A 14,866-nucleotide genomic window follows, 5' to 3' on the forward strand; every position below is an offset into this window, starting at 1 on the left:
GAAAGGTGACATGGATGTCGCCTGTTGAACTGTGAAACAGGGATGTTTAATCAGTTCAACATAGGATTTTTGTTACTTTTCATCCTTGAAAAGTACGGCATTACCTACGCAAAAACACTTAAGTTTATTTAGAATAATCTGGTCATAATGGTTATGAATTTAGGGCTAATATCCGAGCAATAGCCTCACAGGTTCTTTCCAGATTCTTTTCCCCATTTTCTAATGCCGTTGGCAAATCACACGCCCCATCCACAATACCAAAAATTGCCGTAAACCCTTCCTCATAAAGTTCTTCTATACCTTCCCCAATATAGCCCGAACAGGCAATCACTGGTTTATTCAATCGCTTCGCCACTTGCGCCACACCAAAAGGGGTTTTACCAAATTTGGTCTGAAAATCAATCCCTCCTTCACCCGTAAATACATAGTCGGCTTGGGCAATTTTCTCTGCTAATTGGGTATGTTCAATGACAAGTTCTACACCTGAACGAATACTTGCACCTGCAAATACCATCAAGCCAAAACCTAACCCACCTGCAGCACCTGCACCCGCGATATCTTTAACATTAATATTTAATTGTTTAGAAACCAGTTCTGCAAAATGCGCAAGGTTCTGATCAAGCTGTTGCACCATTTCAGGCGTTGCACCTTTTTGTGGACCAAACACATACGATGCCCCATTGATTCCAGTCAAAGGATTATCCACATCACTGGCAATCGTGATCTCAACCTGCTTTAAACGTGCATCCAAGCCTGAAATATCAATCATTCGAATTTGATCGAGTTGCCCACCACCTACTGCAACTTCAGAGCGGTGTGCATCTAAAAATTTTGCTCCCAATGCCTGTGCCATTCCTGCACCTGCATCATTGGTAATACTTCCACCCAAACCAATAATGATTTTAGAAACTCCTAAATCTAGTGCAGCCTTAATCATTTCTCCTGTACCGAAAGTCGTGGTCAGCAAGGGATTTCGCTGGGAAGGTTCGAGCAAATGAATGCCATTGGCTTTTGCCATTTCAATCACAGCGGTTTGACCGTCGTCAATTAAGCCAAAATAGGTTTTTACTTTTTGAGTGGATAAAGGTCCTGTGACTTCACAATCAATCCTCTGTCCATTTAAGCAAGAAACCAAAGCATCGACTGTCCCCTCACCACCATCTGCCATGGGCACATGAATAAAATGTGCATCTGTAAATATTTTCTGGATGCCACGTTGCATCGCCTGACAAGCCTGTTCAGCAGTCATGCTTTCTTTGAAAGAATCTGGAGCGAGGACAAAAGTTTTAGGCATGATTTTCAAAAATGAAATAAATAGATCTTTTATACAATAAAAAAAGAGCGCATATAGCGCTCTTTAGTCGAATTGGGTTTAAACATCGGCAGAACTTTTGGGCACTTCACGTTTGATATAAGAAGCTAAAGTGAGATAGTTAATGCCCTGAAATAAAATATCTACTGCAAGGAATAAACCTAGCACCCAGAACGGCGCATCGGGTGACATCAAAATAATAATCCCTGTCACCAAGGTAAGAATGCCGGAAAATAATACCCACCCCCAACCTTGATAGGCTTTAAAAACAAAGGCACTCAAGACACGAATAATACCAGCAACAATCAATACAATCGCCAACAAATTGGTCAATACAATTGCAGTTTTTACGGGGGTGGTAAAAGCATAATATCCAGCTACCAGATACAGCACACCGAACAATGCCCACAACCAACGATAGCCCCCCTCAAAGATTTTAAATGCTGCTATGAAGTGTAGAATGCCACCAATCATCATCAGCACACCAAACAGAAAAATGACTGAAAGCGTAGCAAAAGGTAGAGCTGCCAGTAACACAACTCCGAATAGGATAAGCAGAATGCCCAGACCTAAGTACCACTTTCGATTTTCATGCAGCTGATGTCGAACTAAATCATTTCCTACTGTTTTCATGTTTCTTCTCAAGTCTTTTGTTAGGAACAGGTTTATTTTTCAGCATTTTAAAACAGATGTCTGTTATGAATATGCGACATTTTTATCCCCATCGGTAAGTTGAACTGTGGATAAATTAAGCGTTATCCACAAGATTATTTTTTCCAGCCCAATTCGATCGCGGTAATTTCATTAATTAATGTCTGTTGCAAAGTGTCTGGCATCTTACTTTTATCCAGTGACACAGGAATATGTCCTGCCATCAATTCACATTTGGCTTGAGGAAATAAAGGCTTTTGATTAGGGTAGGCATAACCAATCGGATACAGGGGTTGTCCTGTCGCCAAGTCATATTTATCGGTTGCACCGAAGGCATGAAGTAATTCATGTACCAGCACAATTTTGTTTTGTTCAGACTGTTTTTTTGACGCAAATAAATTGACCGAACCAATCCGCCCTTTTTGCAAGGCGGTTGAATGCTTTAATTCTTTAGTTTGTGCAGGGTCATAATAATTTAAAAACAAAGTCACACTGGGTGCACCATCAGCACTTTCATGCTGTTTCCATGCATAAAAACGGAACTTTAAACTCCATAAAATGGTCTCTAGTAGGGTTGCTTGTTCAGGTACTTTCGGAGGTATCTTTTTGAGTTCACGACCCATTTGAAAATAAAGGGAAATCGGTTGTCCACGATATTCTGCCGACATTTGTTTCAGGTATTCTTGTGCAGCGCTTAATTCAGACAAGTTAAGAGACTGAATATAGTTTTGAGTAGCAGCCTGTCCATCTGCATTAATGGGATGCAGCATAACAATAATAGGTTTAGACCAATTCTGGTTTTGGTCACGATAAGCATTGACTGCCACGATGAATAAAATGATAAGTAAACACAGTACTCGAATTTTTTTCCACATTTCCCCAACATCTCAATATTTTGTATTTATTTTCAACTCTCATTAAAACATATAAGCATGACGGAGTCTTTCCATTCAACCATGAATATTCGGAGCTCATTCGGTACTTTTTGCTGTAAAAAAGTACCAAAAAACTCTGTCATGCACAAAACTCGACGACTTCCATCTTTTATCTATTTTATCGCTGAAACAGTATTTCACCGATATAGTCCTGCCTCAGACAGTTGTGCATGACCTTGTCATCTGTTCAAATGATCTTTGATTAATCATGCTCAATACAATTTATCAAACAATAAAAAATGCCGACTTTCGTCGGCATTTTTCACTTCTTAAAAATTAGGCTTCAACCCATTTCCCATCTTGGAAAACAAGGCTCCACTTGGTTTGCTTGCCTTCAGCATTTTCAGAACCAATATACTGCGCTTGGTTCTTACGGCTGAATTTCACCAATGCTGGATTACCTTCAGGATCTGCATCTGGAGCTTGCAAAATAAACTGATATTTCGGATCAAGCTGTTCAGCTACCGAACGGAGTTCGGCGACTTTCGGTGCACGTGTTTCACGAACTTTCGGGAATTTGCTGGCTGCCAGGAATAAGCCGGCTGCCCCATCACGAAGTACAAAGAAGTCATCGTGTTTGGCTGAACGTAAATGTTCCATTTTAATTGGATCGACACGTGGAGGCGCAGGTTGACCGCTCTTCAACACTTTACGAGTATTGTCGCAGCTGGTGCAGGCAAAGTAAGGTCCAAAACGACCCGTCTTAAGCTGCATTTCACCATCACATTTGTCACATGGAATGGTTGGTCCATCGTAACCTTTAATTTTGAACTCACCTTCTTCAAGTTCAAAACCGGCACAGTCCGGGTTATTACCACAGACATGCAATTTTCGACCACCATCAATCACATAACTGTCCATTGCCGTTTCACAAATCGGGCAACGTTTTTTCGACATCAAATCAGCAGTTTCTGCTGCATCATCATCAGACAATGCTGCAAGTGACTCAACAGGAGTCAGGTTCAGGGTACCTTTACAACGCTCTTTTGGCGGCAAGTTGTAGCCTGAACATCCTAAGAATACACCCGTTGTACCGGTACGAATCTGCATTGGACGTGAGCATTCAGGACAATGGACCGCTTCAACTTCAACAGGTTGGTTACGACGCATGCCGTTTTCGCCCTGTGCCGTGGTTAAGCGTTTTTTAAAGTCACCGTAGAAATTATTCAGTAACTCTTTCCAGTTGCGCTCGCCCATGGCTACTTTATCGAGCTGACCTTCAAGATCAGCGGTAAAAGCGTAATTCATCAAGTTATTGAAGTTTTCATCGAGACGATCGGTCACGATTTCGCCCATCTTCTCGGCAAAGAGACGACGGTTATCCAACTTCACATAACCACGATCCTGAATGGTTGAAATAATTGCCGCATAGGTTGATGGACGACCAATGCCTTTTTTCTCTAATTCTTTAACCAGTGACGCTTCGGTAAAACGTGCAGGTGGTTTAGTGAAGTGTTGAGATGGGTCAAGCTTCTCAAGTTTAAGCACTTCGCCCACTTTAACTGCAGGCAGCAAAATATCGTCATCTGCCTTGTTTGCAGCGCGCACTTTGGTGAAACCATCAAAAACTAAAGTACGACCTTTAGCTTTCAGCTCAACACCATTAGCATCAACCAGAATCGTTGAAGATAGGTATTCTGCCGGTGTCATTTGACACGCGACAAACTGACGCCAAATCAAGTCATATAAACGTTGTGCATCACGATCGACACCTACCAGCTGATCACCTTTTAAAGCCACATTGGATGGACGAATCGCTTCATGGGCTTCTTGCGCACCGGCTTTGTTGCCATAACGATTTGGCTTGGCAGGAAGATATTTCTCGCCAAATTCCAATTCGATATGATTACGTACCATATTGACCGCATCATCACTTAAGAAAGTTGAGTCAGTACGCATATAAGTAATAAAACCTGCTTCATACAGACGCTGCGCCATCGTCATGGTTTTCTTCACAGAGAAACCTAAACGTGTGCTTGCTGCCTGTTGCAGGGTCGAGGTGATATACGGTGCACTCGGATTAACCTTGGTCGGCTTGTCTTCACGCGTGGTAACTTTATATTCAGCATCATTCAGAATTTTTAATAAAGCATCAGTTTGGGCTTTATTTTGCAGTTTTAAGGTTTTACCACCTTGTTTAACTGCTTCTAAACGAATGTCATCGCTTGATGATTTGGTATCTGCAAAGACTTGCCAGTATTCTTCAGGAATAAAAGCACGAATCTCACGTTCACGTTCTACGACCAATTTTACTGCAACCGATTGCACACGTCCTGCCGATAAACCACGGGCAATTTTTTCCCACAGTAATGGCGAAATCATAAAGCCTACCACACGGTCTAAGAAACGGCGTGCTTGCTGGGCATTTACTTTGTCGATATCTAAACGTGAGGGATGCTTAAAGGCTTCCTGAATCGCATTTTTGGTAATTTCGTTAAAGACCACACGTTGATAACGTGAATCATCTCCACCAATCACTTCTTTTAAATGCCAGGCAATCGCTTCCCCTTCACGGTCCATATCCGTTGCGAGGTAGATTTCATCGACTTGTGATGCCAGTTTTTTCAGTTCAGCAACGACATGCTCTTTACCCGGAAGCACTTCATAGTGAGCCTTCCAATCGTGTTCAGGGTCGACGCCCATCCGATTAACCAAAGCCGTTTGTGCTTTTTCAGTTTTTTGCTCATCGGTGAGTTTGGCACGTGATACAGGTTTTTTTTCTGTACTTTTAGAACCACCGGTCGGTAAGTCACGGACATGACCAACGGATGATTTCACAATGTAATCCGAGCCGAGGTATTTATTGATTGTTTTCGCTTTTGCAGGCGACTCCACAATCACTAAGGCACGCTTTTTCGCAGCACTCGGTGATTTTGCTGTGGTGCTTTTGGATGTAGACCGAGGAGCGTTCGCCATAGTTAACCGTTAATCCTGTGTGTTTCGTTTATAAATTAAAGTTCAGCCAAAGACTGTAAATAGGTTTTGATGTCATCTAACTGTGTTGCTCGAAGGTCAGATTCTTCATCCCAATAGAGTCCTACACAGTTTGCCTGCATATCAATAGCATAAATGCCCTTTAATGCAATGGGCAAATCGTTAAACTTATCATCACCCTGCACAAGTTTTAGCTTTTGATCTTCAACACGCGCACGCATTAAAGGCAGACGTGCATCTGGAATAAGTACGCTGTAATAGGCCACCATACTGGCACGCTTTTCAGAAGCCATTGGAATTTTTGTCCAATCGGGAGCTGCGACTAAACGTGGGTGCAGTGCCATCTTGCGTGCTTTCTCACGCATCATGCCTAATGCTTTTTCTCGCGGACTGACGCGAAGACCCAAAATCGAGCCCAAAACAAATAGAATGATGAAGCCAATGACCCAAATACCGGTATTTTCCATAGTACAACCTTGTCTATTCCTTTATTAGAGTTGCATAAGCTGAATATAAAACGCAAGTTACAACGATGAAATTAATTCAAGAACATCTCGTGACTATACAGCACTTCACTGCCATTCCAGTAGATATATCCCTTTTCAATCAACTCCTTAAGTAATAATCTAACATCTGATTTCGGGAACATTTGCTCCAGTAAATCACGCAAGGCATAAATATCTTTCGGCTTGTCCGACTTTAATTCGCGCAATTTACGCGCAACAATGACCTGAACCGGATCAATTTTAGAGAAGTTTTTAAATAAATCTTTTTGCGCATGATGAATGGTATTTGAATGCTCCAGTTCTTCATCTGAGGAAGATTCTGTTTGTAGTTGAGCAAAAATCGGGGAAATATTGTGTGCTGTTTCTGAAGGTGTTGCTTGCTCTAAATCAAGTTCCGTCCATTGTTTTAATAGTTTTTTACGGAAATTAATTTGCTCATCATAACGTTTCACAATTTTTAGATTAATCAGTAAAGCAATCAGCTGCTGCGCCTGGTCACTTTCAACTTGCAAAATATTACTGATCGAGTTTTTGAGCTTCTCAATCGAGTTCGGTTTGCCCTTCATTTTAGCCAAGGCATCACAATATTTTTTGATTAATAGTAAATCTGGTTTTTGCTTAATCGTTTCGACACTTGGGATTTTATATTTTGAATTTAAACAAGATTTTTCAGCCTGAATTTGAATCAAGTGACAGTTCATGTCTGAGGATTGCATCATCTCAAGCAGGATTTCACTGCTTGGCATGGCAGAAATGACTTCAATCGTCGTGTCAGGTTCTAACAATGCAATCAGTTGCCCGACTACAACCGCATATTCAAATTCTTTATGATCGACCTCTGCAGTTTCTAAGATGACCACTTGTCCACTACTCACCCAACCTGAAAATTCGGTTAAATCTTCAAGTGAGTATTCAAACTTTCCTTGGCAGTTAAATAGGTAAATTACAGCGTAGTGTTGAATGATGTCACGCAACAATTGTGCGTTAGGCATATTCTTTTCAAGATCAAGAAGAACGACTTTGTTGGACATAATCTCAATAGACAAGTAAGCAAACTTTGAGCCCGCATTAGAGCGAGCCTGAATGAAAAGGTCAAATCAATTCAGCAAAAAGACCCGTGAACATTGAATCAATAATGCGGTGGTCGATTGGTCATCGGATCAAAAGCGGCAATTCCATCGGATAAATCGGAAGACTCAATGCGTTGATACAAAAACTGCATTTGTTTTTTCAAATCAGCTATTTCGGCATGTTGCAGAGACACCTGTTCATTTAATTGTTCAACTAAATCATCTAAAAATGTAATTCGCACTTGCAAATCTTCTATGGGTGCGGAAAATGACGCCTGATCATTAAGATTTTTTTGTTTAGTCATTTTAAGTCCTCATTTTGGATTTCAGGAAACAGTATGGCCTATATTACGTTAAGGGATGTCCAACTCGCGTTTGGCGGACCTTCCCTGCTCGACGGCGCGAACTTCAATTTGGAACGCGGTGAACGAGTTTGTTTGATTGGCCGTAACGGTGAAGGTAAGTCTACTTTACTTAAACTCATTGAGGGAAGTTTACTACCGGATCGCGGTGAAGTTTCTATACAAAATGGCATCACCATTTCCATGCTTGCTCAAGATGTACCCATGGATTCTGGTAAAGTCGCTGACATCGTTGCCGACGGCGCAGGTGAAGCGGCTACTGTACTCAGAGCCTATCACGAAGCCAGTGATGCTTGTGTACTTGGCGATATGGAAGCATGCGACCGCATGGGTAACCTGCAGCACAAACTCGATCAGGTCGATGGTTGGGCTTTGGAAACCAAAGTAAATTCTATTTTAAGCAAAATGGGTTTAGACCCTGATGCCGATTTAGCCGATTTATCCGGTGGTCGTAAACGTCGTGTCCTATTAGCACGTGCGCTACTCACCCAACCCGATGTACTTTTACTCGACGAACCAACCAACCACTTGGACGTTGAAAGTATTGAATGGTTAGAAAAATTCTTGCTTGATCAAAATAATTTAACCTTATTATTTATTTCGCATGACCGTTCATTTGTTGACAGCATTGCAACGCGTATTGTCGAACTCGATCGTGGTACTTTGCGCAGCTATGAAGGTAACTACACACGTTACCTTGATCTTAAAGCGCAACAAATGGAAGCGGAAGAAAAGCAAAATGCTTTATTCGATAAACGTTTGGCTGAAGAAGAAGTCTGGATTCGCCAGGGCATTAAAGCTCGCCGTACCCGTAACGAAGGTCGTGTACGTGCGCTGAAAGATTTACGTGAAGAATCTAAAGCACGTCGCTCGCAACAAGGCAAAGTGAGCATGGCAACGCAAGACGCCAACCGCTCGGGTAAATTGGTGTTCGATATCGAACATTTAAGTGTTGCTTTTGGCGATCAAGAACCCATCATCAAAGATTTCTCTGCATTGGTACTTCGTGGCGACCGTATTGGCTTGGTCGGTGACAATGGTGTGGGTAAAACAACATTGATCAAAGCCATTTTAGGTGAGCTTGAGCATGGCGGCACAGTAAAAACCGGTACCCAGCTGGAAGTGGCCTATTTCGACCAATTACGTAATGCGCTGGACTTAGAGAAATCGGTTAAAGATAACATTTCTGAAGGTTCGGACTTTGTTGATGTTAACGGTGGTCGTCGTCATATCTACAGTTATCTTCAAGATTTCCTGTTCTCGCCTGAACGTGCGCGTACTCCGGTAAAAGCCTTGTCTGGTGGTGAACGTAACCGTATTCTATTGGCGAAACTACTCCTTAAACCATCGAATTTAATTGTGATGGATGAGCCAACCAATGACCTGGATATGGTGACTCTAGAGCTATTAGAAGAAATGCTCGGTGGCTATACCGGTACATTACTTTTAATCTCGCATGACCGTGCATTCATGGACAATGTCGTTACATCGACCTGGGTGTTTGATGGTAAAGGTAACATTGATGAATACATTGGTGGTTATCAGGACTATCTTGAACAACGCCCGGATCAAACTGCTGTCGGTTTGAAGAGCGATGCAAAGAAAGCCGTCGCTAAAGCGGAAGCTGCTGTACCGAAAAAAGTAAAGTTGAGCTATAAAGATCAACGTGCTTTAGAGCAGTTACCGGCTGAAATTGAAGCGTTAGAGAAAGAACAGGCAGAGCTGAATGAGCAGCTTGCAGATGGCTCTTTATTTGTTAAAGATGCCGATGCAGCCGCTCAAGTATCACAACGTTTAGCTGAAATTGACGAGCTATTGCTTGAGAAATTAGAACGTTGGGATGAATTAGAGAACCTGACCCAAGGTAACTAATTTAGCCGCGTTATAAAAGCACCTGTAAAGTATTTTGCAGGTGCTTTTTTATTTAGAAAATAACTTCATGTTAAACTGCAGATAACTTTTGGTATAAACGGTCATTATGAGTAAAAAGCCAGACTACAAACCGGGTGAGTTTCAATGGTCTTTCCTTCTTCCTAAATATTGGGGCATTTGGATTGGAATCATATTTTTAATGATTCTGGCAATTTTACCGTGGGCCATTCAGTATCGTTTAGCCACTTTTTTAGGCAATATTGCATTCAATCAGCTCAAATCGCGCCGTAAAACAGCGATTCGGAATTTAGAGCTCTGTTTTCCAGAATGGACTGCCGAACAAGTTCAGGAAAATACCCGACAAGTTTTTGTCGATCAAATGATTGGGATTTTTGAAACTTTAAATGCGTGGTATTGCCCGCAGTGGTTTAAAGGTCGTGTCAGTATTGAAGGTCTGGAACATCTCCAAAAAGCACAAGCTGAGGGCAAAGGGGTTTTACTGTTAGGCACACATTCAACATTATTGGATGCAGGTGGTTATTTGTGTGCTCAATATTTTGAGCCTGATGTGGTCTATCGTCCGCAGAATAATCCACTGCTGGATATGCTGATCTACCGCTGCCGTGCCACAATTTATACCCATCAAATTGACCATGATGATATGCGTGGTTTAATTCGTCATTTAAAAAATGGCCGTGCGATTTGGTATAGTCCTGATCAAGACTATGGCCTAAAACAAGGCGTGATGGCACCCTTTTTTGGTACGCCTGCTGCAACGGTAACTGCACATCGTCGGTTAATAAAGATGACCAAAGCTGCCGCGATTCCGCTGTATTTTTACCGTGATGGCAATATTGCCAATCCACAATACAAAGTCTTAATTGAAGCACCTGTAGAAAATCTACCGAGCGAAGATGAAGTGGATGATGCAACACGTGTTAACAAGATCATTGAAAGTCAGCTGCGCATTGCACCGACTCAATATATGTGGTTTCACCGTCGCTTTAAAACCCGCCCTGAAGGCTATGATAAAATTTATTAATCAATCCCACCCTTTAAAATAATGAAGATAACACCTATGAAAATTATGCAGCTTCTTCCTGAATTGAACAGTGGTGGTGTTGAACGTGGCACACTGGAAATTGCACGTGCACTTATTGCAGACGGTCACGAATCTTTGGTGGTTTCAAATGGTGGACGTCTGGTCGCCCAACTTGAAGCGGAAGGTTCACAACATCTTACTTTAGCCATTCATAAAAAATCTTTATCCAGCCTTTGGCAAATACGCCCTTTGCGTGATTTGATTGAACACCACCAACCTGACATTCTGCATGTTCGTTCACGCGTACCCGCATGGCTGACTCATTTTGCCTTAAAAGGCATTCCGGCACATAAACGCCCACATCTCATTTCAACAGTGCACGGCTTTTATTCGACCAATCGTTATAGTGCTATCATGACGCAAGCGGAAAAAGTCATTGCTGTCTCGGACAGTGTGGTGAAATACATTACCGAGCATTATAAAAACTGCCCGCCTAAAAATATTGTGCGAATTTATCGCGGGATTTCGCCTCAAGAGTTTCCTCACGGCTATCAACCTTCTGCACAATGGATCAATCAAAGCTTTAAAGATTTCCCTCAACTGGAAAATAAGTTTTTAGTCTGCCTTCCCGGGCGTATTACTCGTTTAAAAGGTCATGAAACTTTAATTGAATTAATGGAGCAACTGCAAAACCAGTATCCAAACCTACATGCTGTGGTGGTGGGTGGAGCGGATCCCAAAAAAGCAGCTTACTTAAAAGAAATGCAGGACAATATTCAAAGCAAAGGTTTAAGCGACAAAATCACCTTTGTTGGTCATCGTTCCGATATTCGTGAGTGGCTGGCTTTTAGTGATGTGGTGCTTTCTCTTTCAAATCAGGCGGAAACTTTTGGTCGTACGGCATTAGAAGCATTATCGGTGGGAACACCCGTGATTGGCTGGAATCGTGGCGGTGTGGCAGAGATTTTATCCAATGTTTATCCGCAAGGTTTAATTGAGGTAAATGATCAATCTGCACTATTAAATGCCGTAAAGCATCATATTGATCAGCCCCAAGCAGTTGAGCCAGTCACGATGTTTAGCTTAAAAGAGATGTGTGATCAGACCATTCATTTATATAAACAGGTTTTAAGCTTAGATTAAATTTGTTTAGCCCAGTCTGTGGATGATGTCTTCGTGACATACAAAAATAGGTTGGGCATAAAAAGATAGACTTAAATGAATCATCTAAAAATGATCAATGTTCTGTTCCTGTATAGATTCACATAGACTCAGTCTGTCCTACTGGAACAAAACCTATTGATTCGTAAATTTCTATGGCTTGATGTTCAGCAACTAAATTTTTTTGATGAAAATCATTATATTTTAATAACATTGCTTCCATCATTAATCGACCAACACCTATTTTAAGTTATTGAAACTTTGATAAATACATAGCTGAATTTTATTTTTAGGATCTTCTATAAAAGCATAACCCGAGTTCTGCATCCTGCAAAACTCGGGTATATAAGGTTGTGCTTTTCAGATCATATTTTTATTATATTCGTGCTATCCATTGCTGCATCATATCCATGATGACTCACCATCAGCCCAACATCGTCTTCCATAATGGGATTTTCCGTTCCCAACTCCTTGGCTGATGAGTCTAGATTAAACAGAAATGAAAAAAAGAACTATTCGCAATTAACCTAAATCAATGTAAGCCATTTCGTACACTTTTCCTTTAATTGCTTTGAGCTACTTTCGGGCCATTTTTATAGTCCTGTGCAATTTCATCAGTCACTAATTTTTCTTCTTTTTCTGCTTTTTCAATGCCTTCCTGAATAGCTTCTTGTGCTTCCTGTTCATCTGCATCAGTTTGTTCTAACTCGTCTTGGACTCGCTCAAAAACACGACCGGTTTGTAGCACGACATACACAGGAAAATGATCTGAGCCAATATGAGGTAAACGTTTCATATGCACCAAGGCAAAATCGGTACTATGAAATATATGATCTAGTGACCAGCGTAACAATGGATAATCTGCATGAAAAGTATTGATATAATGCCGTCCTACACGCGGATCAAGCAGCCCACTAATCCGCTGAAATAATCGTGTGGTTCTTGACCATGCCACGTCATTCAAATCCCCCATCACAATACAGCTTTCATCCAAACCTTTAATTTGATCTCCGACAATTAAAAGTTCTGCATCACGGAGTGTCGAGTCTTTGGCTTCGGTTGGGCTGGGCGGTTTAGGGTGCAAGCAATAGAGTTGTACAGGTTGGCCTGAAGGTAAAATCACCGTGGTATGAATGGAAGGAATTTCATCACTTAAAATGAATTTGACTTCGGTATCTTTCAACTCAAGACGGCTATACAGATGCATGCCATACAAATTATCCAACGGTACCGGCACACGATATGGATAATCTTTTTCAATCACTGAAAGTGCATTTTGCCAAGTTTGATCTGATTCTAATGTGAGGATCAAATCAGGTTGATGTTTTTGAATCTGTTCAATCAACAAGTGGTATTTATCATTTGTAGTCAATACATTGCAAACAATCAAAGAGATTTGCTTATCTGGATTGAGCTGATTCTTGCGAACTTTTTTGACCTGCTTTTTCCAGATAAAAGTATAAGGCAGCACCATTTTAAGTTGATAAGCCAGTGCAGCAATCAAAGCAATAAAGATAATTTGACGCCATAGATCCCACGGCTGATCCCAGACCAATAACAGCACAAAAGCAATCAGTCCCAAAACTAAAATTTGCAACCGTGGAAAATCAGCACCTCGAATCCACCATTCATCTCGTGGAATCAATGACCAAAATGTCAGCCATATGACAAAAACTGAAATTAACTCCACCCAAATCATAAGCATCTACTCTTTTGTAGCTTTTAGTTTTTCTTTGATGAAATAACTTTATCAATTTTGTATGTAACATAAACAAGATATTCCCCTCAATAATATTGATGTTTTCATTGTGTAGTACTTGCAGTTGTGGTCGCTTTTGATACACTCAAGCCCCCTTTTATTTTTTTACGCACCGAGGCAAAGTGACATGAAAGTAGGTCTGGTCGGTTGGCGCGGGATGGTTGGTTCTGTCCTCATGCAACGTATGGTTGAAGAGAATGATTTCGCTCATTTTGAGCCATTCTATTTTTCTACCAGTAATGCCGGTGGTGAAGCCCCTGCGTTTGGTGGTAAGACTGCCCCAGCACTTATGGATGCATCAGACATTAGCAGTCTGAAGCAAATGGATGTCATTATTACCTGCCAAGGTGGTGATTACACCTCTGAAGTTTTCCCTAAATTAAAAGCGGAAAACTGGAACGGTTACTGGATTGATGCTGCATCTACCCTACGTATGGATGATGAAGCCATCATCGTACTTGATCCAGTCAACATGAACGTGATTAAAGATGGTTTAGTCAATGGCACTAAAACATTTGTGGGCGGTAACTGTACCGTTTCATTGATGTTGATGAGCATGGGCGCGCTTTACCAAAACAATTTGGTCGAGTGGATGACTGCAATGACTTATCAGGCAGCATCAGGTGCAGGCGCACAAAACATGCGTGAACTGATCACAGGTATGGGTTATTTATATAATAATACCAAAGACTTGCTCGATGACCCACGTTCACCAATTCTAGACATTGATTCTAAAATTGCATCTTTGCAACGTGGTGAAGGCTTCCCTGCTGCCAACTTCGGTGTGCCTTTAGCTGGTTCTTTGATTCCATATATCGACAAACAGCTCGACAATGGTCAGTCAAAAGAAGAGTGGAAAGCGCAAGTTGAAACCAACAAGATTTTAGGCAACCAACAAATTGTTCCGATTGATGGTCACTGCGTGCGTATTGGTGCAATGCGTTGTCACTCTCAAGCTTTAACTTTAAAGCTTAAGAAAGACGTTCCTTTGGATGAAATTGAAGACATGATTCGTCAATCCAACCCATGGGCAAAAGTCGTTCCAAATACCCGTGAAGCATCGATGACTGACCTGACTCCTGTAGCCGTTACCGGTACATTATCTGTTCCTGTCGGTCGTTTACGTAAACTGAATATGGGTAAAGAATATCTAGGCGCATTCACTGTAGGTGACCAATTACTTTGGGGTGCTGCGGAACCTTTACGCCGTATGCTTCGCATCTTAATTGAATATAAAAATGCTTAATTTTTAAAATTAAGAA

13 protein-coding genes are annotated in these 14,866 nt (G+C 41.4%); 4 read left to right on the forward strand and 9 right to left on the reverse strand.

The window, feature by feature from the left end; all coding sequences use genetic code 11:
• Nucleotides 1-151: 151 nt before the first annotated feature.
• The 7 genes from HLH14_RS00730 to HLH14_RS00760 form a co-directional block, all read right to left on the reverse strand.
• On the reverse strand, nt 152-1,294 hold the full coding sequence (locus HLH14_RS00730) for a glycerate kinase family protein (protein WP_067722082.1): 1,143 nt from the start codon (nt 1,292-1,294) through the stop codon (nt 152-154).
• Between the two features lie 78 nt (nt 1,295-1,372).
• A complete protein-coding gene (locus HLH14_RS00735) occupies nt 1,373-1,945 on the reverse strand; it encodes an HdeD family acid-resistance protein (protein WP_067722084.1) in 573 nt (190 codons plus the stop codon).
• A gap of 134 nt (nt 1,946-2,079) precedes the next feature.
• Nucleotides 2,080-2,838: a hypothetical protein gene (locus tag HLH14_RS00740; RefSeq protein ID WP_067722086.1), complete on the reverse strand. Its 759-nt coding sequence runs from the start codon at nt 2,836-2,838 to the stop codon at nt 2,080-2,082.
• Between the two features lie 336 nt (nt 2,839-3,174).
• Nucleotides 3,175-5,814: a type I DNA topoisomerase gene (topA, locus tag HLH14_RS00745; protein ID WP_067722088.1), complete on the reverse strand. Its 2,640-nt coding sequence runs from the start codon at nt 5,812-5,814 to the stop codon at nt 3,175-3,177.
• Between the two features lie 35 nt (nt 5,815-5,849).
• Nucleotides 5,850-6,299 (reverse strand): ammonium transporter, encoded by a 450-nt coding sequence (locus tag HLH14_RS00750; RefSeq protein WP_067722090.1) that lies wholly within the window; start codon nt 6,297-6,299, stop codon nt 5,850-5,852.
• Between the two features lie 71 nt (nt 6,300-6,370).
• Nucleotides 6,371-7,369 (reverse strand): hypothetical protein, encoded by a 999-nt coding sequence (locus HLH14_RS00755; protein ID WP_067722092.1) that lies wholly within the window; start codon nt 7,367-7,369, stop codon nt 6,371-6,373.
• Nucleotides 7,370-7,467: 98 nt separating this feature from the next.
• Nucleotides 7,468-7,713: a SlyX family protein gene (locus HLH14_RS00760; protein ID WP_067722094.1), complete on the reverse strand. Its 246-nt coding sequence runs from the start codon at nt 7,711-7,713 to the stop codon at nt 7,468-7,470.
• A 33-nt stretch (nt 7,714-7,746) separates the two neighbouring features.
• Here HLH14_RS00760 and HLH14_RS00765 point away from each other — a divergent pair, with 33 nt between their 5' ends.
• The 3 genes from HLH14_RS00765 (at nt 7,747) to HLH14_RS00775 (ending at nt 11,827) form a co-directional block, all read left to right on the forward strand.
• Nucleotides 7,747-9,642 carry an ATP-binding cassette domain-containing protein gene (locus HLH14_RS00765; RefSeq protein WP_067722096.1) on the forward strand — a complete coding sequence of 632 codons (1,896 nt, stop codon included), beginning with the start codon at nt 7,747-7,749 and terminating at the stop codon, nt 9,640-9,642.
• A gap of 106 nt (nt 9,643-9,748) precedes the next feature.
• Entirely contained in the window at nt 9,749-10,684 is a 936-nt protein-coding gene (gene lpxL / locus HLH14_RS00770) for an LpxL/LpxP family Kdo(2)-lipid IV(A) lauroyl/palmitoleoyl acyltransferase (protein ID WP_067722098.1), read from the forward strand.
• Nucleotides 10,685-10,720: 36 nt separating this feature from the next.
• Nucleotides 10,721-11,827, forward strand: coding sequence for a glycosyltransferase family 4 protein (locus HLH14_RS00775; protein WP_067722100.1), 1,107 nt, complete (start codon nt 10,721-10,723; stop codon nt 11,825-11,827).
• A 118-nt stretch (nt 11,828-11,945) separates the two neighbouring features.
• On the opposite strand, the gene HLH14_RS16120 is transcribed toward HLH14_RS00775, so the two are convergent.
• Nucleotides 11,946-12,071, reverse strand: a complete 126-nt coding sequence (locus tag HLH14_RS16120; protein ID WP_265733064.1) for a hypothetical protein — start codon at nt 12,069-12,071, stop codon at nt 11,946-11,948.
• 336 nt (nt 12,072-12,407) lie between these two features.
• Nucleotides 12,408-13,544 carry an endonuclease/exonuclease/phosphatase family protein gene (locus tag HLH14_RS00780; RefSeq protein ID WP_086192967.1) on the reverse strand — a complete coding sequence of 379 codons (1,137 nt, stop codon included), beginning with the start codon at nt 13,542-13,544 and terminating at the stop codon, nt 12,408-12,410.
• 187 nt (nt 13,545-13,731) lie between these two features.
• Between HLH14_RS00780 and asd the strand changes: the two genes are divergently transcribed.
• A complete protein-coding gene (gene asd / locus HLH14_RS00785; RefSeq protein WP_086192968.1) occupies nt 13,732-14,850 on the forward strand; it encodes an aspartate-semialdehyde dehydrogenase in 1,119 nt (372 codons plus the stop codon).
• Nucleotides 14,851-14,866 lie beyond the last annotated feature (16 nt).

This window comes from Acinetobacter terrae (assembly GCF_013004375.1).
Classification (GTDB): Bacteria; Pseudomonadota; Gammaproteobacteria; order Pseudomonadales; family Moraxellaceae; genus Acinetobacter; species Acinetobacter terrae.

Coding starts and splice junctions, on each gene's coding strand:
- HLH14_RS00730 (WP_067722082.1), bottom strand. CDS start 1,294: ATGCCTAAAACTTTTGTCCTCGCTCCAGATTCTTTCAAAGAAAGCATG.
- HLH14_RS00735 (WP_067722084.1), bottom strand. CDS start 1,945: ATGAAAACAGTAGGAAATGATTTAGTTCGACATCAGCTGCATGAAAAT.
- HLH14_RS00740 (WP_067722086.1), bottom strand. CDS start 2,838: ATGTGGAAAAAAATTCGAGTACTGTGTTTACTTATCATTTTATTCATC.
- topA (WP_067722088.1), bottom strand. CDS start 5,814: ATGGCGAACGCTCCTCGGTCTACATCCAAAAGCACCACAGCAAAATCA.
- HLH14_RS00750 (WP_067722090.1), bottom strand. CDS start 6,299: ATGGAAAATACCGGTATTTGGGTCATTGGCTTCATCATTCTATTTGTT.
- HLH14_RS00755 (WP_067722092.1), bottom strand. CDS start 7,369: ATGTCCAACAAAGTCGTTCTTCTTGATCTTGAAAAGAATATGCCTAAC.
- HLH14_RS00760 (WP_067722094.1), bottom strand. CDS start 7,713: ATGACTAAACAAAAAAATCTTAATGATCAGGCGTCATTTTCCGCACCC.
- HLH14_RS00765 (WP_067722096.1), top strand. CDS start 7,747: ATGGCCTATATTACGTTAAGGGATGTCCAACTCGCGTTTGGCGGACCT.
- lpxL (WP_067722098.1), top strand. CDS start 9,749: ATGAGTAAAAAGCCAGACTACAAACCGGGTGAGTTTCAATGGTCTTTC.
- HLH14_RS00775 (WP_067722100.1), top strand. CDS start 10,721: ATGAAAATTATGCAGCTTCTTCCTGAATTGAACAGTGGTGGTGTTGAA.
- HLH14_RS16120 (WP_265733064.1), bottom strand. CDS start 12,071: ATGATGGAAGCAATGTTATTAAAATATAATGATTTTCATCAAAAAAAT.
- HLH14_RS00780 (WP_086192967.1), bottom strand. CDS start 13,544: ATGATTTGGGTGGAGTTAATTTCAGTTTTTGTCATATGGCTGACATTT.
- asd (WP_086192968.1), top strand. CDS start 13,732: ATGAAAGTAGGTCTGGTCGGTTGGCGCGGGATGGTTGGTTCTGTCCTC.